Genomic DNA, 20,311 nt, shown 5'->3' with positions numbered 1-20,311 from the left:
TCCGTGATTAACAGGCCTCGTGCCCGTCCCGCCGACAACACGCCGAAATACCACCTATCGGCGCGACCTCTTAGCTCCTCCTCCCCAGCCCGATCCGTATTCATCGTGTCGGCGAGGCGATCTCGCTCTGCCTTTGGGTGGCTTTTAGCCTTGGAGTTTGCTGGAAATATCTACCCAATTATGTGAATTCCTTCAGAAAGTCGCTGCCCAGCACTTCCTTGATGTGGCGGGGATTTCTGGGCGAATTCTTATCGAACGCGAACCCCCGACACATGTTGGTGTGAATTTTGTGACTCGAGAGGGGGCCATGCGCCAAAGAAAACGGGCGGAACAGCGGCGTTGCCCGACTTGCCGACACCGCTGCCGCTGCTCTAGCTTCACTCTCGGGGGCTCCTTCGCGACCGCGTGGATGCCGAAGTAAGTTTGGGGTTGGTCAGTGTTGTCCATGCGTTTCGCTTCGTCTGTTGTCACTGCTATGACATTGACGGTCTTGCTCGTTGTCGGTCTCACGTCGCCGGTCGCTGCCGCCGATCCGACTTCGGCCCCTTCTGATTCGAGCGTTGTGCCCGACGTGCAGGCCGAGCAGTCAGACACTCCGGTGTTGCCGCCGATCTCGTCGTCACCGGGTAGCGCGACTGACACCTCTACGCCGGATCCCGCACCGGTCGTGCAACCGTCGCCTGCACCAACGGCGGATCCTGTCGACGCCTCGGCCGCGGTGTCGAACTTCGACCCGAACGGCAAGACGGTCGTCGCGGCCGACGAATTCAGCAACACGTATGCCGGCCCCGACGGCATGAAGATCTCGTCGGTTTCGACATCGCCCATCAACATTCAAGACAGCAGCAATTCGTGGGTGCCGATTCAGACCGATCTGACAACGACCGGGCCGTGGTCCTGGCTCGGCCAGGGCGGTGCGAAGGTGGAGCTGAATCCATTGCACCCGCAGTTCTCGCAATACGCTGACGATTCGACCGTCGTATCGATGACGAGAGACTCGAATACGATCGGCTTCGCCCTGAAGGGTGCCGCTCACTCGGTTCTCCAGCGAGATCTCGCGCCATGGTCAGATTCCAAGAACCATCTCGAGTACAAAGACGTCTTCCCGGGCACTGACCTGGTCTATGACGTGAACGAAGCCGACGTCAAAGAACTCCTCCGGCTAAACTCCCGCCCCGCTGCCGCAACGGCCTGGACGTGGAAGGTCGACGCCGCCGGTCTGTCGGCGGTGAAGACCGCCGAAGGCAGCATTGAATTCTCCGATTCAGCGGGTGAAGTGAAGTTCGTCATCCCCGCACCCCGCATGTGGGATTCGTCTGGCGTAGACGGTCAGAAGACCGACGCCGAGGCTGCGGTGGGTATGACGCTTCTGCGCGAGGGCGACCAGTACCTGGTCAGCATGCAACCCAGCATGGTGTGGCTCAATGACCCTGCAAGGGTCTACCCGGTCTCCGTCGACCCGACGACCGCTCCAGGCATCGACAATGACAACACCCATACGTACAAGAGCAACGGCCTGACGAACGTGAACGCGGGTGCCCAAGTCGGCAACTCGAACAACGGCGGCGTCTGGCGCACCGTGGTCCACTTCAACTACGAGCAATTCTTCGGCAAACAGATCATTGCAGCCGAAGTCGCGGCGGTCGACAAATACAACGATTCGAGCACCGGTTATCACCAGGGCGGCCTCTATCACGCGACGCAATTGGGTTTCGACAGCTTGGGCGAACAGCTCGGCAACGTCGGGTTCGATGCCACCAGTGGCGCTTCCGATCCGAATGACATGCGCCTCGCAAACCGACTCAACCAATTGGCTCGCGATCACGTCTCGGGGTACTACCTGGCCATAGCGGGAGACGAGACCCCGAACACGTTCACCTACGAGCACGCCGACCTGCAGATGCTCGTGTATTACAAGGACTACCCGAGCCCGGGAAACACGCCCACCCCCGCCAACGGAGCAACGAACACCTCGTTCACGCCCTCCCTTCACGTTGACGGTGGGTACGACCCGGAAGGCGCTGGCCTCGCCCACCTCTTCCGGCTCGGCACCACGGCAGACCCTGACGCGAGCAAGATCTACGACTCCGGGTGGTATTCGAATGACACGATGACGATTCCCGCTCATCTGTTGCAACCCGGCACCACGTACTACTGGCGTTCCTGGGTGCACGACGCTTATTTCAACACCGACCCTTCTTCTCCCGTGTGGCCGAGCACGCCGGTCTACAGCTTCACGACCGACAACCCCGCGCATCCCGACCAGAGCACCGCCACACCGATCGACAAGGCTGTCGTGGTGACCACGCAACCGATGCTCTCCGTCGCTCCCGCAACGCATCCGAACGGCTTGGCTTTCCAGTACCAGTTCCGCGTGACTACCGGGTCCGATGCAACGATGGGCCAGGTCGTGAGTTCGTCGTGGCTGACCTTCGCTGCCGGTGTCACTCCGTCGTGGACGCCACCCGACGCAACATCGCTGCAAGATGGCGGCACGTACTCCTGGACCGTGCTCACCAAAGACAGCGCTGGCACGTTCGGCCCGTTCTGGGTGAACAAGTTCAGCGTCAACAAGCGCATCGGCGCGGGCGGGCCCTCTCCGACCGATACGGCTGGCCCGGTCACGGTGAACCTGGCCAACGGCAACGTGAACATGCAGTTCACCTCGCCGACAGTCGCAACGGTCGGTGGGCCGATGGGAATGTCGTTCTCCTACAATTCGCAGGCGCCCTCGAACGCGGGCCTCAACGCCGATTATTTCAACGGTATGCCGGCCGCTCCGACCGGGGCGGCGTCGGATTTCGCGGCGGCCAAGAAGGTCATCAGCCGGGTAGATCCGGCGATCAACTTCGACTGGGTCGATGGCAGCAACGGCACTGCGGGTTCTCCGGCACCAGGGGTCGTCGACAACGACCATTTCATGGCCCGGTGGACGGGCTTCATCAGGTCTCCCGATGCGACACCGACCCAGTACGAATTCGGGTACAACCGCGATGACGGAACCCAGATCCTGGTCAACGGCACGATGATGGTCGACCAGTGGAACACGGCGGCCGAAACCGGGTGGGGCGCTGGGTCGACTGCTCTGTCTACAACGCCAGTCCCGATCACCGTGAACTACTTCGAAAACGGGGGCGGCGCCCAGATGAAGCTGTGGGTGCGCCTGAAGGGCCAGACCAGCACGCAGCAGATTGTTCCGGCGAGCTGGTTCACCCGCACCATCAACACGCTCCCCACCGGGTGGTCGAGCTCGACACCACTCGCAGGGCCGTCTGGCTTCTACTCTTCGGCCGCGGTGACCGACTCCTCAATCGTTCTCACTGATGCTTCGGGCAGCGTTCACACGTACACGAAGAAGGCCGCCGGTGGATACGCGCCCCCACCCGGGGAGGCGGGTATTCTGAGCCTGGATGCGAACAAGCAGGTCAGCCTCACAGACGAAGCCGGCACCACCTATCTGTTCAACACTGAGGGAAAAGTCGTGCAGGTCTCGAGCCCGCAAGAAGCGCTCAAACCCGCGGCCCCAGTTGTTTCCTTCCGATCGGATACGGGTGCCGTCGACAAGATCAGTGACAGGTTGTCTCAAACCAACGTCGGTTCGACTCCTGCGAGCTATGCCCGCGAAGTCTCCTTCATCTACGCGACCGTCTGTACGGGCGACCCGGCTCTGACTGCGGCTGCGGCGATAGGCGCGGGCCCGAAGCTCTGTCAGATCGTCTACCCCACGCAGAATTCGGTGCCTGCCCAGACAACGGATATTCATTACGATCAAAACGGTTACCTCGAGTCGATCGTCAACCCCGGCGGCGCGAAGTCGTCCTTCTCCTACGACGGAGCTGGGCGAGTAATAACGGTACGAAATCCTCTCGGATGGGACTGGATCAATGCGGTTGTGGGCCGCACCGCCAGCTCCGGCACCCGAACAGACATCACGTATGACTCAACCGGTCGAGCGATCAAGGTTTCACTTCCCGCACCCGACGGCCTAAACACAACGGCCCGACCGACCAAGAAGTACACCTACGCGGTTGCACCCGTCGCGGCCGGCCCGTCAGTGACCGCCGTCGACGGCACGACCTACGTCGACGTCGTCGACTCCGCTGGCACGCCATTGCCGAACACAACGGGCACGACGGGGCACGCGCAGAAGGTCACTTTCGACGCGGCATACCGCGCCACGAGCGCTACCAGCCCCTCGGGGCTGAGCTCGACAACCGTCTGGAACGACAAAGACCAGACTCTGTCTGCCACAAACGCGCAGGGCCTGATGTCGACCACGGTCTACGACAATCGTGACCGGGTCACCGACAGCTACGGCCCCGCGGCACCGTCGTGCTTCAATTCAGACCGCACCGCCACGACGGCCTGCACGACAACGGTCGCGCACACTCACACCGGGTACGACGAGAACCTGCAGGGCTTGAACGCCGCCTACTACGACAACCCCGGCTGGACGGGCGTGCCCAAGGGCTACAGCCTCGGCATTCCGGGCACCGTCATGCCCGGCGACATCAACCGTGACTGGGGCACCACTGCACCCATCCCAGCCATAACGACGAGCTCCTGGTCGGCGCGCCTCACGGGTACGATCACCTTCCCGGCAAACGGCGACTACCAGTTCAAGACCTATGCCGACGATGGCACGCGCCTCTGGATCGACAACGTGCTCGTCGTCGATGACAACGTCAACTCTGCCGCACACTGGTCGACGGTGGGCACAGTGCAGGGGATGACCGCGGGCAAGACAGTCTCCATCAGGCTGGACTACGCCAACCAGGCCGCGCAGGGCACACTCGCGCTGTTCTGGACTCGACCCGATGTCACCGGTTCCAACGTCGTCCCGGCTGCGCAGTTGAAGCCGGACTATGGTCTTTCGACGAGCAGTGTCACGTATGACACGGTGCCGACGGGAACGACAGGTGTCGCTGCCGGCGCGGTGTCTAACATGTCGTCGACGACGGCCTACGGGTCTAACCCCTGGTTGGGCATGGCAGTGTCGTCAACAATCGACCCATCTGGTGCGAACCTCACGACGGCGACAAGCTACGAGACTGCAGCGACCGGGTATCAGCGTCGGGTGGGTAAGACGTTGCCCGCAGCCACTGCTTCGGGTGCGGCCAACGCGGGTTACACGTATGCGTACTACTCCGATAACGGTGGGTATGAGGCGTCGTTCTCGCCGGCGCTCACGACGCCGGTGTGCGGGGTGCCGTTGGGTACGAAGCAGTACGGCATGCTGCAGAGCACGACGACTCCTTCGCCGACGACTGCGGGCGGTGGGAACATCGTCTCGAGTGTGGTGTACGACGCGTTCGGCCGGGTTGCCGGGTCGCGGGCATCCGCTGATTCGGGGTGGCAGTGTGTCACCTACAACGCTCGTGGCCAGGTGACCAAGACGACGTATCCTCCGTACGGTGCGCAGACGACGATCCGAACAGTGACGAACGGGTACACGGCCGAGGGTACGTATTCGGCCGCGGGTGTGCCGACCGGTAATCCTCTGGTTGGATGGTCGACAGATGACTCGCTCTCGGCCACGACGACAGGTGGCAAGATCAGCACCACAATCGATCTCCTGGGTCGTACAGTGTCGTACACCGATGTGTGGAATACGGTCACGACGCCGACGTACAACACGCTCGGCCAGGTGACGTCGACATCGGTGCTCCCCGCGGGCGGCACGGCGAGTGTGCAGTCGGCGACGTTCAACGTCGACGGGCAGGTCACCCAGGTGAAAGACGGCGCGAACGTGATCGCCGTGCCTGCGTATGACGCGACAGGGCAACTCACGTCTGTGTCGTACCCTTCGGGTGCCGGCAACGCAGGTAATGGTTCGGCGTTACAGGCCATCACCCGTAACAGTGTCGGTGCGACGGTGGGTCTGTCGTGGTCATTCGCTGCCGGCCAGCCGGGCCTCAGTGACACGGTCGCGCGGTCGCAGGCGGGCCGGGTGTTGAAAGACAGCACCCAAGACGGTACGGCGACCGCTGCCGTGTCGACCTACGGGTATGACGGTGCGGGCCGGCTGATCACAGCGTCAACGGCCGGGCACACGCTCACCTATGGGTTCGCCGCGACCGGCGGGTGTGGGGTGAACACGAAGGCGGGCATGGACGGTAACCGCACGAGCCTCACGGATGTGTTCGGTGGTGTGACAACGTCGACGGCGTATTGCTACAACAACGCCGATCAGTTGACCTCGAGCACGGTCACGAACCCGGTGTCGGGTGCTGACACGACGAACACCGCCCTGCCTGCGGCGAAGCTGGTCTATGACAGTCACGGCAACATGAAGACCCTGGCTGATCAGACTCTGGGGTATGACGCGGTGAACCGTCACGTGACGACGACGCTGACCGGTGGTGTCACGGATGGTACGACGGTGACGTACCTGCGCGATCAGACCGACCGGATCGTCTCCCGAACCACGGTTGTTCCCGGCACGGGTGCTGGTACGGGCACGAGTACGGTGTTCTACTTGTACGCCGGTGGCGGCAGCTCACCCATCATGGTGCGTGAGGGCACGGCGGCGGTGTCGCGGATGCTCGCCCTCCCTGGCGGCGTCACCGTTCTGATCCCGGCAACGGGTGATCAGGTGTGGTCGTACCCGAACATTCATGGTGACACGGTGGTGACCGCGACCCAGGCTGGGGTTCGGTCATCCGTGTACCGGTACGACCCGTACGGTCAACCGATCAGCGCGACCGGTGTCATCGGTACGACGGCCAGCGACGGCACGGTACCTGACACGCTGCCGGGGGCTGCGGATTATGGCTGGTTGGGCGGCAACGACAAACTCTACGAGCACCAGGGTTCGATCGCGACTGTCGAGATGGGTGCCCGGCAGTACGTCGCGGCTTTGGGAAGGTTCCTCGGCGTTGACGCGGTCGAGGGCGGCAACGCCAACGCCTACAACTACCCCAACGACCCCATCAACAAGTTTGACCTCAGCGGGAACATGAGCCCTGATGCATACGAATCTCGTGCCGCGTTGATCAAGTCACGAGGCATCTATCAAGGTGTGCGCGCGTTCAGTCCAGCACAATTCAAAGTCGGAATATCGCAGGCCCATTCCTGGACAGATCGTCCGTCGAGGGTTTCTCAGCGGTGGGGAATACCTGTGAGAGACATCAATTCGGCAATAGAACGTCTCAAGCAAGATGGGGGGGTGATTGGCGGCAAACGAAGTAACCCAGACGTCGAAATTGATCTCGACAACGGGGATGTAAGAATCAAGGGTGGGGACGGCGAATCAATCGGAAATTTGGATGACTACCTTCATAGTGCCAGCCTTCCCAATAACCCAGTAAAGGTCGATCAGAATCAGGTGGGCGTCGTTGTCGCTGTCGTTGTAATCGTGATTGTGGGAGTGATTACGCTTCCATTTTCCGCAGCAACGGGATAAGAGAGTTGATGAAGCATTCGAATTGCTTTTTGCGTGATCAAACAGAAGGGCAAGGGCGGATGGGTTCTCTCTCGAGTTGCATCTACGTCGTCACATCAGTCTTGTTTCCCAATCGCGAGCTAGTGACGCCGAACGAACTTCATGGCGCCGAGCACGTGACCACTAGGAAGGATGAGTCTGTAGTGGTGACTCTTCATGCTGAGACTCTGTATCTCCGGAGTGGATCAGTACCCATTGCGTTGAGTGACGTTTGGCCGGAAAGCGCGACGCTTTTGGATAAGACGAAATTCTCGCCCGAGTCGGTGCTCGAGCGAGGAGGGCTCGTGAACATGAGGTTCTCGCTTTGGCCAGATGCTGGACGAATGCGGATCGTGCTCCCGGCGCAGCTGTTAGGAATATGGGCTCGGTGGAGCAGTGATGTCTACATCGACGTTCTTCGTTCCGAGGATGAGAACACTGCAGAAGACCTCCCAGATCGTTGCGAAATTGTCCTCGATATGGCGGAAAGGCGCATCGGTGCAGACGTCGAAATCCCGGGAGGCAATCGAAGCGTGATTTCTGAACCGGACGCGATACTTCGACAAGAACAATTTGAGAGTGCCATAGATGGCTTAGTCTCGACTTCTGCCCATCACGCAAAGGCACCGCTGTCGAGCTCGCCAGATCGCCGCTACTTGGTCATTTCATTCGGCCCCGGGAGGTTGGGCTCTGGAATAGTGCTGACAGGCGCCATAGTTTCACGTCTCGCACAGCTATCCACGGACGTACTTCTCAAGGTGGCTTGACTATGAAGTGAGCGGTTGAAAGATGCGTGCGGCCAACGCGGGTTACACGTATGCGTACTACTCCGATAACGGTGGGTATGAGGCGTCGTTCTCGCCGGCGCTCACGACGCCGGTGTGCGGGGTGCCGTTGGGTACGAAGCAGTACGGCATGCTGCAGAGCACGACGACTCCTTCGCCGACGACTGCGGGCGGTGGGAACATCGTCTCGAGTGTGGTGTACGACGCGTTCGGCCGGGTTGCCGGGTCGCGGGCATCCGCTGATTCGGGGTGGCAGTGTGTCACCTACAACGCTCGTGGCCAGGTGACCAAGACGACGTATCCTCCGTACGGTGCGCAGACGACGATCCGAACAGTGACGAACGGGTACACGGCCGAGGGTACGTATTCGGCCGCGGGTGTGCCGACCGGTAATCCTCTGGTTGGATGGTCGACAGATGACTCGCTCTCGGCCACGACGACAGGTGGCAAGATCAGCACCACAATCGATCTCCTGGGTCGTACAGTGTCGTACACCGATGTGTGGAATACGGTCACGACGCCGACGTACAACACGCTCGGCCAGGTGACGTCGACATCGGTGCTCCCCGCGGGCGGCACGGCGAGTGTGCAGTCGGCGACGTTCAACGTCGACGGGCAGGTCACCCAGGTGAAAGACGGCGCGAACGTGATCGCCGTGCCTGCGTATGACGCGACAGGGCAACTCACGTCTGTGTCGTACCCTTCGGGTGCCGGCAACGCAGGTAATGGTTCGGCGTTACAGGCCATCACCCGTAACAGTGTCGGTGCGACGGTGGGTCTGTCGTGGTCATTCGCTGCCGGCCAGCCGGGCCTCAGTGACACGGTCGCGCGGTCGCAGGCGGGCCGGGTGTTGAAAGACAGCACCCAAGACGGTACGGCGACCGCTGCCGTGTCGACCTACGGGTATGACGGTGCGGGCCGGCTGATCACAGCGTCAACGGCCGGGCACACGCTCACCTATGGGTTCGCCGCGACCGGCGGGTGTGGGGTGAACACGAAGGCGGGCATGGACGGTAACCGCACGAGCCTCACGGATGTGTTCGGTGGTGTGACAACGTCGACGGCGTATTGTTACAACAACGCCGATCAGTTGACCTCGAGCACGGTCACGAACCCGGTGTCGGGTGCTGACACGACGAACACCGCCCTGCCTGCGGCGAAGCTGGTCTATGACAGTCACGGCAACATGAAGACCCTGGCTGATCAGACTCTGGGGTATGACGCGGTGAACCGTCACGTGACGACGACGCTGACCGGTGGTGTCACGGATGGTACGACGGTGACGTACCTGCGCGATCAGACCGACCGGATCGTCTCCCGAACCACGGTTGTTCCCGGCACGGGTGCTGGTACGGGCACGAGTACGGTGTTCTACTTGTACGCCGGTGGCGGCAGCTCACCCATCATGGTGCGTGAGGGCACGGCGGCGGTGTCGCGGATGCTCGCCCTCCCTGGCGGCGTCACCGTTCTGATCCCGGCAACGGGTGATCAGGTGTGGTCGTACCCGAACATTCATGGTGACACGGTGGTGACCGCGACCCAGGCTGGGGTTCGGTCATCCGTGTACCGTTACGACCCGTACGGTCAACCGATCAGCGCGACCGGTGTCATCGGTACGACGGCCAGCGACGGCACGGTACCTGACACGCTGCCGGGGGCTGCGGATTATGGCTGGTTGGGCGGCAACGACAAACTCTACGAGCACCAGGGTTCGATCGCGACGGTCGAGATGGGTGCCCGGCAGTACGTCGCCGCTTTGGGCCGGTTCCTCGGTGTCGATGCGGTGGAAGGCGGCAACGCCAACGCCTACAACTACCCGAACGACCCCGTCAACAAGTACGACCTGTCGGGATACCGAATTGAATGCGGGAGTGGGTGTGGCTACGGCGGATTGATGGGTGGATTGCGAGCTAGTCGCGGCAGCGCGTCGAGGTCTGTGTGGAATTCGCGCAGCACGGCTGGATTGCCTACTCAACTCGCTTTGACGAATACAAATTCATTTTCGATTCAGCAATATAGAACGCTTTCAGCCTCCCTCGCGACGATCAGTGCGGGATCGCTGCCGGTCGCTTGGGCTGCTGCCCAGGCGGGACAGCCCGAGATCGCCGCCGCTGCACTGAGCTGGGGTGCTGCAGCCGGTGTCGCTTCTACGGCCATGGATTGCATCCTCGACGCCAATACGGTTGGTTGTCGAGTCGGCATTGCAGGACTGGCTTTGGGGGTTCTTGGCACGGACGTCGTGAATGGCGCGAAGCACCTTGATGTGTGGGCTAAAGCTGCAAACTGGGCGCTCGGGTTAACTGGACTGGCCATCGACACGACTGGCGCAGGCAAGGGTGGACGGACGTCATGGACAGTCATATTTAGAGTATGGAAATGCGCTGATCAATCTAGTAAGGCGGCAATTTGTGAACGATTCTTTGCAGGAGAGGCGTCGAGACGCCCTGAGTACGCTGGGCGTTTCTCTTGCGTACACAATCTTCGGCCTCGTCTTTCTCCTGAGGATGATTCAGGCATTCTCGCACGGAAGGCCCGACGTTGTTGGCATCACCTTCTTCGCGATGTTTGGATCAGCACTCTTAACATTGCTGTTTTTTGGCCTACCTGTCGTCGTAAGAAACATCCGGCTTCGCAGGGCTGACGCCGCCGCACACGTGTTCACATCGCTCCAGGGCAATCTCAGCAGGGTAGGGATTTCGCCAAGTGCGAGAGTACTGGGCAAAGAAATCTACGCAGGTACTCATGAACTCTGGGCGTCAGTGCGCGCAGACGAATCTGGGTTGACTTTTTGGGGTGCGTTGTCGATGCGAACGAGCAATCCAAATTTCCGAATCGCAAAGAGTTCGATCATTGCGATACGAACGACCAAGTTCCGAATACAAGGTTTGCCCGAGACCGGCGTTATCGTTGAATTTCAGGCGGAAGACGGGGCACGTGCCGAGCTCGCGATTCGCCCAGCATCCCGATGGCTCTTCGGTATCACGGGCACGACCCAGCGAGGCGCCACCACGATCTTAAATCGAATCGATGGAGCTCTAGGGTATCGATCTTGAGCCGGAAAGGACATGCCGTTAGCCGACGGGCGCAATGGGTCTCTGCGATCACTACGGGAATGTCGGTCATCCTGCTAGGAATTCGAGGTGCGGGTAAATTGAATTTTGTATCTGCCGAAAATCACGCAGAAAATGACCTATTCAGCCCATTGGCTGGGTTCTCTGGGCTGAATCCACAGGGCGATCGCATCGAGAACTTCCGAGGAGGGTTCTAATGGAAATGTCGCGCCTCAACTGGGTCGGCGCCCTGACCCTTCTCATAGTCCGTTCGTTAGCGTTGTGGCTTCGCATACCCCTGGGATTTATTGCGTGGCTATTTGTTGGCTATTCCCTAGACGCGCGCGGAGCGACGTTAGGGCATTGGCTTGGTTGGCTGGATCAGAATTTCGTTGTTTTCATGGTTCGATGCGTTGTGCGCCCTTTTCTGCACGGGCCCCCGCCGCGGTACATGCCGTGGAGTCGGATCGAAGATGTCGACCATCGCATCAAGCTGTTCGATGCGTACTGAGAAAGTTGACTGTGGTGGCTGCAATATTGGTGGGGTTCCCTCATCAACAGAATTTGTCGTTGGTGAGCCGGACGCTGCATCTGTTTCAAGTTCTTACGGAGTCTCCATTGGATTGCAGCCGTTGCTCAGGCGGCTATCGCACGTGCCGCCGCTCGTGGCATGACCGAGGCAATGTCCAAGAACGCGAAGTCGATGGTGCAACACTCGGAATCGAGGGCGGTAAGCCCACGGTTTCGATTGGTAGCGAAGATATGAAAATCGGTCGAAACGTGCTTCTAAGGAAACGGCTCCGGGTTCTGGCGGTTGTGCTTTTCTCCATAGCTGCGGTGTGGGTCATTGCGGGAATAGTGCTGCTTATTTTTGGGATCCGTGTGGCGCTGCTCATGACGTTTCACGTCCCAATCCTCTTGGCGTTTGCTGCAGTTCCAATTTGGATGAGGAACAATCCGCGTGACGCTCCAGAAGACGAAGCGATCAAGGGAAAGCATGGTTGAGCAACGGGCTGGTGCGGGCGTAGACAGATTCAGCCTGCGCCCACACATCGTCAAGGTGATCCCTGTCTTGTCGATCCCTCTGGGTGGCGCGGCCGCATTCGTCATTGAACTAGTTCTTGAGGTTACGAGAAGCGGTGGGGTGTCGCCGTGGACGTGGACGACGGCAGTTCTCGCCGGAATCATCGGACTCTTCATCGGACCGCTGTCGGCCACTGGCGGAATCATCGCGTATCTCGCCAGCCTCAAGTTTCGACGGCACCCTTATTGGATTCGATTCGGGCTGGTCGTGTTGGGTTCGACTTTCTTTGCGGTGCTGCCCATTGCGCTGTTCGGATACTGGGAGGCTTTGCTGCTCGTAATGATGGCCTCCGTCGTCTTCAGCGCCGCGGCCTATGTGCTTGCTGTCGCCGTTTCGAATCGACCAATCGTCGGCCCTCGATGAAACCGCACGAAATAGTGCGTTGGTTTGGCTCACGGCCGAGGGTTGAGTGATTTCGCCGGGAGCAGCGCGGGCAAGCGCGGCCGCAGGGGCGCAGAATGGAATGGTGGCACACCGGAAAAGCGCATCAGAACTCGAAAGGGCCGAGCGTGCCGATCGTACGTGCGCGTCGTGCGGCCGCACGATCACGTGGCGTGCCGCGTGGGCTCGTGACTGGGCCAACGTGAATTACTGCTCGGATGCGTGCCGTCGACACGGCATCACCGACACCGATCGTGAGCTCGAGAGAACCATCGAGAACCTGCTCGAGAAGCGGGCGATGGATGCCTCGATCTGCCCGTCAGACGCGGCGCGCGCCATCGGCGGCGAAACCTGGCGTGAGTTGATGGAGCCAGCGCGCCGCGCCGCCCGTCGCCTCGTCGCGGCGGGGCGGTTGGAGATCACGCAGGGCGGAACGGTCGTAGATCCGTCGACGGCGAAGGGGCCGATTCGCCTGCGTCGGCCGCGATCAGGCTGAAGACGAATCGGCCGTCCTAGATCAATGCCAGCAGAAACTCACGCTCTCTAGACTGACACCCGTGGTCTGCGCATTTCGACCTCTCTACCCTCTGAAAGGCTTGCTCCATGATTACTGTTCCCGTTGGCCCCGCCGGAATGACGGCCCCGAACGTCGTGCTCGGTTTGATGCGCATCGCCGACAAGACTGACGACGAGATTCGTACACTCGTCGGGGCTGCTCGGGATGCCGGCATCGACTTCTTCGACCACGCCGATGTCTACGGTTCGCGAAGGCACGAGTGCGAGGAACGTTTCGGCGCAGCGATGGGTTTCACACCTGCAGAGCGAGAAGAGGTGACGATCCAGACGAAGACAGGAATTGTTCCTGAAGGCCCGTACTTCGACTTCTCGTACGAGCACATCGTGTCGAGCGTCGAAGACTCGTTGCGTGCACTGCGAACCGACTACATCGACATACTGCTGCTTCACCGGCCAGACGCCCTTGTCGAACCCGACGAAGTGGCCCGCGCCTTTGACGAGCTCGAAGCGTCAGGAAAGGTGCGTGCCTTCGGCGTCTCGAACCACACTCCGCGTCAGATCGACCTTCTGAAAGCCTCCGTTCGCCAGCCGATCGTCGCAAACCAGCTCCAGCTGTCGATCACCCACGCACCGATCGTCGCCCAGGGTGTGGCGACGAACATGTCTGGCGTCGACCAGTCGGCGACAATCGACGGTGGTGGCATTCTCGACTACTGCCGCCTCAACAAGATCACCGTTCAGGCATGGTCGCCCTTCCAGGCGGGATTCTTCAACGGCGTCTTCCTAGGCTCGCCCGAGTACCCCGAGCTCAACGCCGCGATCGACCGGCTTGCGGCACACTACGACGTTCCTCCGATCGCCATCGCAACGGCGTGGATCACCCGCCACCCGGCGCGCATGCAGGTGGTGCTGGGCACAACCACGACGCAGCGTGTCGCCGACGCGGCGCTGGGGTCGGGCATCCCACTCACTCGTGCCGAGTGGTACGAGCTGTTCCGCACGGCAGGCTACCGCGTGCCGTAGGTCGACGTTCAATACGACCATGAGGTGGCCGGGGCGAAGAGGTGTTGGCACGCGCGACTGGTGTGGATGGTGCAGCCCACGTGCTGCGCCGCACCAGACCGGAAATCCGACGAACGTCAGCCGGACCTTGCGAAATAGTGCGCCGGTCGGGCTGAGGTTCGTCGGTTTTGCGCAGCGACGAAGACGCGGAGATCGACCAATCGTCGGCCCTGAGTCAAGCCGCGCGAAATAGTGCGTCGGTTTGAACGAGGGCCGACGATTGGTCGATCTGGGGGGGGGCGGCCCGACCTTAGCGCGCGACCCTAGAGCCCGGCCTGGTCGAGGGCCGACTGCAGCGACTGCAGGTAGCCGTCGCTCGTATAGGTTGCCCCGCTCACCGTCGCGACGTTCGCCGACTGGGCCGCGAGCACCTCGCTCCGCAGAATCGGGGCGGCACGCGCGCTGATCTGCACCGACTTGTGGTCGTCGTCGGTGAGTTTCAGCGCGGTGACATCGGTGATGGCGCCGTCGGCTACGGTCACCGAGACCTGAATGGTGCCGAAGCGCGTGTTGACGACCGAGCCGGTGTAGGTCTGGGCGGTCGCAGGCGCAGTGGTCGCCGACGGCGAAGGCGTTGCGGATGCTGTCGCCGACGTCGACGCAGACCCACCACTGGTCCCGGCGCTCCCATCCGCGCTCGCCGAACCCGTGTCGGTCGAGGCCCCCGTCGCAGCCGACGCACTGCTCGACGTCGACGCACCGGCGGACGCCAGCCCCGCCGCATCCTGCTCGTGCATGCCGATCTGCCACCCTGCAGCCAGCACAGCCGCCGACGACAGAACCGAACCGAAGACAGCTCTCTTTCTCATGATTCGAACCTTTCGAGGTGTATCTGTTTCTCTGCGAGGCCGGCTCGCCGGGCATCCTGAACGACAAGGTCGGCCCAGGCCTGCGGCCCGCAGATGTAGAGGTCGGAGTTGTGCAGGTGCGGGAAGACCGTCTCGAGGGTGACGCCGCTGCGGATGGCCGACTCCGACATCCACGTGTCGGTTCCGGCGGGGCGGTGGCCCATCATCGAGAAGGCCGAACTGCCTGTCGACGACGCGATGCCGGCGACCTCCTGCCAGAGGTACTGCCCGTTCTCGTCGCTCGCGCGCAGCAGAACGGTGGCCTCCCCTGGGCGGAGCGAAGCGTGCTCGAGCATGGCGCGCACCGGGGTGATGCCGATGCCAGCGGTCACAACAGAGAGGTACGGTGACGTTCGCGCGCGGTCGGTGAAGACGCCGTATGGTCCCTCGATCGACACCGAGGTGCCGACGGGCACGCGGCTGATGCGCGCCGACCCCGCACCGAGGTCGCGCACGGTGATACGGATGGCATTCGCCGTGGGCACCGCCGAGAACGAGATGGGGTGGGCGTGCCACCAGGTGTTCGCGCTCCAGAACCGCCAGACCGCGTACTGCCCGCCCTGCGCCCTGAGCGAGTCGAGCTTCGTGCCCGACATGACGATCGACACGACGCCGGGGGCGATGGTCTCGACCGAGGTGACGCGCAGGCCGTGCCGCGCCGAGCGGATGATCGGCAGAGCGAAGCGATAGACGACAACCAGCCCGAACGCGGCCACGTACAGGGCGATCCAGTACACGCGCTGAAGAGTGCCCTCAGCGAGAACGCCGCCGGTGCTCAGCTGGTGGGGCAGTGCGACGAGCACGGCGGCGTAACTGAGCAGGTGGATGAGGTGCCAGGCCTCGTAGGCGAAGCGCCGGCGAACGGCCACGATCGAGGTGACGACGACGAGCACCAGCAGCCCGAGCCCGAGGTAGGCCAGCAGCATCTCGGTGGAGCTGGAGAGCAGCGAGACGGTCTCACCGACGACGTCGATCTGGTCGAGCATCGCGTAGCTGATGGTGAGCAGCACGCCATGGGCCAGAATCAGGTACAGGGCCGGCTTACCGAGTGCCCGGTGGAGGGCGATCGCGCGATCCTGCCCCACCGTGCGGTCGATCCACGGAACGCGCGCGGCCAGCACGAGCATCACCAGAATGAGGTCGGTGCCGGCGAGGCCCGCCATGATGCCGAAGGCGTTGATCGTGCCCTGCAGCGAGGTGAAGTCGGCGAGGCCGGCGTAGGCGAGATACAGGGCGATGGATGCTGCGACCGAGGTGACACAGAGCAGCTGCATCACGTCGGCAGCCGTCTGGCGACGACGGTGGTTCTTCGCCCGGGTGCGAGTGTCGGCGCTCAGACCGGCCGCAGGGCCGCCTGCCGATGACCCGCTGGCCGAAGACCCGCCTGGCGCTGACGCGCCGCGGGATGCGCTCGCCGGAGCCGAGGCCGCGACGGGCCTGCGAGGAGGGGTGAGTGTGGATGACATGCCACAAGCTTCGCGGGCGTTCTGATGAGGAGCCCTGCAGGAGCCTCTGCCCACCCTTTGAGCTTTCTCTGAGAAGCCGATGAGCGATGCTGTCGGCTCAAGTTGTTGGACTCAGTCCAGCAAATGTAGAGTGAGCGCATGATCGAATTTCACGATGCGGGGGTCGGCGCACGCCTGGTGCCCTACGAAGAGGGTCTCGAGCTCCAGCGGTCGGTGCAAAGGTCGGTGGTGTCGAGGGAGTTGCCCGACACGGTGATTCTGCTCGAGCATCCATCGGTCTACACGGCTGGCAAGCGCACGGATGTCTCTGAGCGACCCACCGACGGAACCCCGGTCATCGACGTCGACCGCGGCGGCAAGATCACGTGGCACGGCCCGGGTCAGCTGGTGGGGTATCCGATCATCCGGCTCGCTGACCCGATCGACGTGGTGCGGTACGTGCGCACGCTCGAAGAGGTGCTGATCGGCGTGCTGGCCGATGCGGGTGTCGAGGCGTTCCAGGTCGAGGGCCGCTCTGGCGTGTGGGTGAAGCGCGGCTTCGGCGAGGCGAAGATCGGTGCGATCGGTATTCGCGTGGCCGAGGGAGTGACGATGCACGGGTTCGCATTGAACTGCAGCAACAGCCTCGACGCGTACGCCGGCATCATCGCGTGCGGCATTCGCGACGCCGGGGTGACGACCATCTCCGAGGTGCTGGGCAGGCAGGTCGAGCCGCTCGACGTTCTGCCGTCGGTTCAGGCGAGGCTCGAACACGCCTTCGCTGCGGCAGGAGTCGCCGCGTGAGCGCCGTGCCAGAGGGCCGCAAGATGCTCCGTCTCGAGATCCGCAACGCCGAGACGCCCATCGAACGTAAGCCCGAGTGGATCAAGACCAAGGCCAAGTTCGGCCCCGAGTACCGGCAGCTGCAGAACCTCGTCAAGACCGAGGGCCTGCACACGGTCTGCCAGGAGGCCGGATGCCCGAACATCTTCGAGTGCTGGGAAGACCGTGAGGCCACCTTCCTGATCGGTGGCTCGCAGTGCACACGTCGGTGCGACTTCTGCCAGATCGACACCGGCAAGCCGGCCGACTACGACCGCGACGAACCGCGCCGAGTTGCCGAGTCGGTCGTACAGATGAACCTGCGCTACGCGACCGTGACCGGCGTCGCCCGCGACGACCTGCCCGACGAGGGCGCCTGGCTGCACGCCGAGACCGTGCGGCAGATCCACGCGATGAACCCCGGAACTGGCGTCGAGATCCTGGCGACCGACTTCTCGGGCAACCCCGACCTGCTGGGCGAGGTCTTCTCCTCGCGCCCCGAGGTGTTCGCGCACAACGTCGAGACCGTGCCGCGCATCTTCAAGCGCATTCGCCCGGCCTTCCGGTACGAGCGCTCGCTCGACGTCATCACCCAGGCGCGGGCCGCGTCGCTCATCACCAAGTCGAACCTGATTCTCGGCATGGGCGAGGAGCGCGCGGAGATCAGCCAGACGCTGCACGACCTGCACGACGCCGGAACCGACATCATCACGTTGAACCAGTACCTGCGGCCCTCGGCGCGGCACCTGCCCGTCGACCGCTGGGTGCACCCCGATGAGTTCATCGAGCTCAAAGAAGAGGCCGAGGAGATCGGCTTTCTCGGGGTGCTCGCCGGCCCGCTGGTGCGCTCCTCGTACCGGGCCGGCCGCCTCTGGGCACAGTCGATGCAGCGCAAGGGCTGGGTCGTGCCCGAGCACCTGTCGCAGCTCGCCGACGCGTCGGCCGGTTTCGCGCAGGCGGTCTGACCCGCGCTCCGCTAGTCTGACCCGCCCTAGTGTCGGGGGAGGGCGTCGATCGCGCCCTCGGCAGCGACCCACGCCAGCATCGCGCACTTCACGCGGGCGATGTAGCGCGAGGTGCCGCCCAATACAACCGCGTCACCGAGCAACTCTTCGTCGGGCTCGATGGTGCCCTTCGAGCGCATCGCAAGCCGGAAGGCATCGATCCTCTCGCTGAGCCCGTCGATGCTGAGCCCGGGCGCGAGGTCGGAGAGCAGCGACGCCGACGACTGCGAGATCGCGCAGCCGTGCCCCTCCCAGGCGAGCGACGTGATCGCACCCTTCTCATCGAGGTGCAGCTGAAGCGTGATCTCGTCGCCGCAGGTCGGGTTCACCTGGTGCGACTCGGCAGCCGCGCCCGCGCTGAGCCCGAACCCGTGACGCTCGCGCGCGTGGTCGAGAATCACCTGCTGGTAGAGCCCCTGCAGCTCGCCCGAGCTCATGCGTGCGCCCCGAAGAAGGCGATCGCGTCGACGGTGGCGGCGAGAAACTCGTCCACTTCGCCTGCCGTCGTGTAGAGATACGTGCTCGCACGGGTGCTCGAAATGACGCCCAACCGGCGGTGCAGCGGCTGCGCGCAATGGTGGCCGACGCGCACGGCAATGCCCCGGTCATCCAGAAACTGGCCGAGGTCGTGCGAGTGGATGCCCGGCACATCGAAGCTCGCCAACCCCACCCGCTCGTGGCCGACCCCGGGCCCGAGCACCTTCACGCCGGGAATCGCCGTGAGCCCTGAAACCAGTCTCTGCCCGAGTTCGGCCTCGTGCAGAGCGATGCGATCGACGCCCACTGCGGTGAGGTAGTCGACGGCGGCCGCAAGGGCGATGGACTGCGAGACCTTCTGGGTGCCGGCCTCGAAGCGCTGCGGGGCGGGAAGGAATTCTGCCTTCTCCATGGTGACGGTCGTGATCATCGACCCGCCCGTGAGAAATGGCGGCAGCGCGTTCAGCAGATCGCGCTTGCCGTAGAGCACCCCGATTCCGGTCGGGGCGAGCATCTTGTGACCTGAGAACACGGCGAAATCGACGTCGAGCGCGGCCACATCGAGCGCGAGGTGCGGGGCCGACTGGCAGGCGTCGAGCAGCACCAGGCAGCCGACGGCATGCGCGAGGGCCACGAGCTCGGCGACGGGGTTGATCACGCCCAGTACGTTCGAGACGTGAGTGAATGCCAGCACACGGGTGCGCGGCCCGATCATCTGTGCGGCGACATCCATGCGCAGAGTGCCGTCGTCGTTGAGGGGTATGTACTTCAGTGTGGCGCCGGTGCGCGCGGCGAGCTCCTGCCATGGAATCAGGTTGGCGTGGTGCTCCATCTCGGTGACGACGATCTCATCGCCGGGGCCGATCTTCAGCGCCTCAGCAGCCGGGCCCCCGCGCCCGAGGCTCGCGTTAGAGAGCGCGTAGGCCACGAGGTTGATGCCCTCGGTGGCGTTCGAAGTCCAGACGACCTCGTCGGGCTGTGCGCCGATGAATCGGGCGACCGTCTCGCGCGCATTCTCGAACCGCTCGGTGGCCTCAGCTGCGAGGGTGTGCGCACCGCGATGCACTGCCGCATTCTCGGTCAGATAGTAGGCGCGTTCTGCGTCGAGCACGCTCATCGGCTTCTGTGCCGTTGCGCCAGAGTCGAGATAGACGAGTGGATGGCCGTTCACCTGCGACCCGAGAATGCCGAAGTCGCGGCGCAGCACTTCGACCTCGGTGTCGGTGAGGGGGGACGCTGGCGCGAGTGCCGACCCAGCCGCTGACGGGGTCGAGGGTGCGACGCGCGCCGCGGGTGTGGGTGAAGTGGTTGTGGTCATGGACCTGAGCCTGCTTTCCTTGCCCTTAATCCTAAGCATGGCTGCATGCCTATCCCCTGTTCGCGCGAAAGTGCTCCGAACGGTAGATTTGCGTTG

Annotated in this window: 13 protein-coding genes; 9 read left to right on the top strand and 4 right to left on the bottom strand. The window is 62.8% G+C overall.

What is annotated here, in order from left to right; all coding sequences use genetic code 11:
• Positions 1–475 precede the first annotated feature (475 nt).
• From KPL76_RS02965 to KPL76_RS02935, 7 genes are all read left to right on the top strand, one after another.
• Positions 476–7,405: a PA14 domain-containing protein gene (locus KPL76_RS02965; RefSeq protein ID WP_216335050.1), complete on the top strand. Its 6,930-nt coding sequence runs from the start codon at positions 476–478 to the stop codon at positions 7,403–7,405.
• Between the two features lie 59 nt (positions 7,406–7,464).
• Entirely contained in the window at positions 7,465–8,190 is a 726-nt protein-coding gene (locus tag KPL76_RS02960) for a hypothetical protein (protein ID WP_216335049.1), read from the top strand.
• 22 nt (positions 8,191–8,212) lie between these two features.
• Positions 8,213–10,849 (top strand): hypothetical protein, encoded by a 2,637-nt coding sequence (locus KPL76_RS02955; RefSeq protein ID WP_216335047.1) that lies wholly within the window; start codon positions 8,213–8,215, stop codon positions 10,847–10,849.
• 931 nt (positions 10,850–11,780) lie between these two features.
• Positions 11,781–12,263 (top strand): hypothetical protein, encoded by a 483-nt coding sequence (locus KPL76_RS02950; protein ID WP_216335045.1) that lies wholly within the window; start codon positions 11,781–11,783, stop codon positions 12,261–12,263.
• Complete coding sequence (locus KPL76_RS02945) at positions 12,256–12,705, top strand: hypothetical protein (RefSeq protein ID WP_216335043.1); 450 nt, start codon at positions 12,256–12,258, stop codon at positions 12,703–12,705. The genes KPL76_RS02950 and KPL76_RS02945 overlap by 8 nt, the downstream gene beginning before the upstream one ends.
• Before the next feature lie 103 nt (positions 12,706–12,808).
• Positions 12,809–13,219: a DUF2256 and DUF3253 domain-containing protein gene (locus KPL76_RS02940; RefSeq protein WP_253202131.1), complete on the top strand. Its 411-nt coding sequence runs from the start codon at positions 12,809–12,811 to the stop codon at positions 13,217–13,219.
• A 107-nt stretch (positions 13,220–13,326) separates the two neighbouring features.
• Positions 13,327–14,262, top strand: a complete 936-nt coding sequence (locus KPL76_RS02935) for an aldo/keto reductase family oxidoreductase (RefSeq protein WP_216335034.1) — start codon at positions 13,327–13,329, stop codon at positions 14,260–14,262.
• A 302-nt stretch (positions 14,263–14,564) separates the two neighbouring features.
• Here KPL76_RS02935 and KPL76_RS02930 read toward each other — a convergent pair whose 3' ends face one another.
• Positions 14,565–15,110 carry an FMN-binding protein gene (locus tag KPL76_RS02930; protein ID WP_216335032.1) on the bottom strand — a complete coding sequence of 182 codons (546 nt, stop codon included), beginning with the start codon at positions 15,108–15,110 and terminating at the stop codon, positions 14,565–14,567.
• Positions 15,107–16,615, bottom strand: coding sequence for a ferric reductase-like transmembrane domain-containing protein (locus tag KPL76_RS02925; RefSeq protein WP_216335030.1), 1,509 nt, complete (start codon positions 16,613–16,615; stop codon positions 15,107–15,109). The genes KPL76_RS02930 and KPL76_RS02925 overlap by 4 nt, the downstream gene beginning before the upstream one ends.
• A 138-nt stretch (positions 16,616–16,753) precedes the next feature.
• Between KPL76_RS02925 and lipB the strand changes: the two genes are divergently transcribed.
• A complete protein-coding gene (gene lipB / locus KPL76_RS02920) occupies positions 16,754–17,398 on the top strand; it encodes a lipoyl(octanoyl) transferase LipB (RefSeq protein WP_216335029.1) in 645 nt (214 codons plus the stop codon).
• Positions 17,395–18,381, top strand: coding sequence for a lipoyl synthase (gene lipA, locus KPL76_RS02915; RefSeq protein WP_205106612.1), 987 nt, complete (start codon positions 17,395–17,397; stop codon positions 18,379–18,381). The genes lipB and lipA overlap by 4 nt, the downstream gene beginning before the upstream one ends.
• Positions 18,382–18,407: 26 nt before the next feature.
• On the opposite strand, the gene sufU is transcribed toward lipA, so the two are convergent.
• Positions 18,408–18,857 (bottom strand): Fe-S cluster assembly sulfur transfer protein SufU, encoded by a 450-nt coding sequence (sufU, locus tag KPL76_RS02910; protein WP_216335027.1) that lies wholly within the window; start codon positions 18,855–18,857, stop codon positions 18,408–18,410.
• Positions 18,854–20,215, bottom strand: a complete 1,362-nt coding sequence (locus KPL76_RS02905) for an aminotransferase class V-fold PLP-dependent enzyme (protein WP_216335025.1) — start codon at positions 20,213–20,215, stop codon at positions 18,854–18,856. The genes sufU and KPL76_RS02905 overlap by 4 nt, the downstream gene beginning before the upstream one ends.
• Positions 20,216–20,311: the final 96 nt, after the last annotated feature.

The organism is Subtercola sp. PAMC28395, assembly GCF_018889995.1.
GTDB lineage: Bacteria > Actinomycetota > Actinomycetes > Actinomycetales > Microbacteriaceae > Subtercola.
Note: the sequence above shows the minus strand (reverse complement) of the source record. Positions and strands in the feature narration are given on the sequence as shown.

Excerpts from the sequence above, each read along its gene's own strand:
- KPL76_RS02965 (WP_216335050.1), top strand. The coding sequence starts at position 476 with ATGACATTGACGGTCTTGCTCGTTGTCGGTCTCACGTCGCCGGTCGCT.
- KPL76_RS02960 (WP_216335049.1), top strand. The coding sequence starts at position 7,465 with ATGGGTTCTCTCTCGAGTTGCATCTACGTCGTCACATCAGTCTTGTTT.
- KPL76_RS02955 (WP_216335047.1), top strand. The coding sequence starts at position 8,213 with ATGCGTGCGGCCAACGCGGGTTACACGTATGCGTACTACTCCGATAAC.
- KPL76_RS02945 (WP_216335043.1), top strand. The coding sequence starts at position 12,256 with ATGGTTGAGCAACGGGCTGGTGCGGGCGTAGACAGATTCAGCCTGCGC.
- KPL76_RS02935 (WP_216335034.1), top strand. The coding sequence starts at position 13,327 with ATGATTACTGTTCCCGTTGGCCCCGCCGGAATGACGGCCCCGAACGTC.
- KPL76_RS02930 (WP_216335032.1), bottom strand. The coding sequence starts at position 15,110 with ATGAGAAAGAGAGCTGTCTTCGGTTCGGTTCTGTCGTCGGCGGCTGTG.
- KPL76_RS02925 (WP_216335030.1), bottom strand. The coding sequence starts at position 16,615 with ATGTCATCCACACTCACCCCTCCTCGCAGGCCCGTCGCGGCCTCGGCT.
- lipB (WP_216335029.1), top strand. The coding sequence starts at position 16,754 with ATGATCGAATTTCACGATGCGGGGGTCGGCGCACGCCTGGTGCCCTAC.
- sufU (WP_216335027.1), bottom strand. The coding sequence starts at position 18,857 with ATGAGCTCGGGCGAGCTGCAGGGGCTCTACCAGCAGGTGATTCTCGAC.
- KPL76_RS02905 (WP_216335025.1), bottom strand. The coding sequence starts at position 20,215 with ATGACCACAACCACTTCACCCACACCCGCGGCGCGCGTCGCACCCTCG.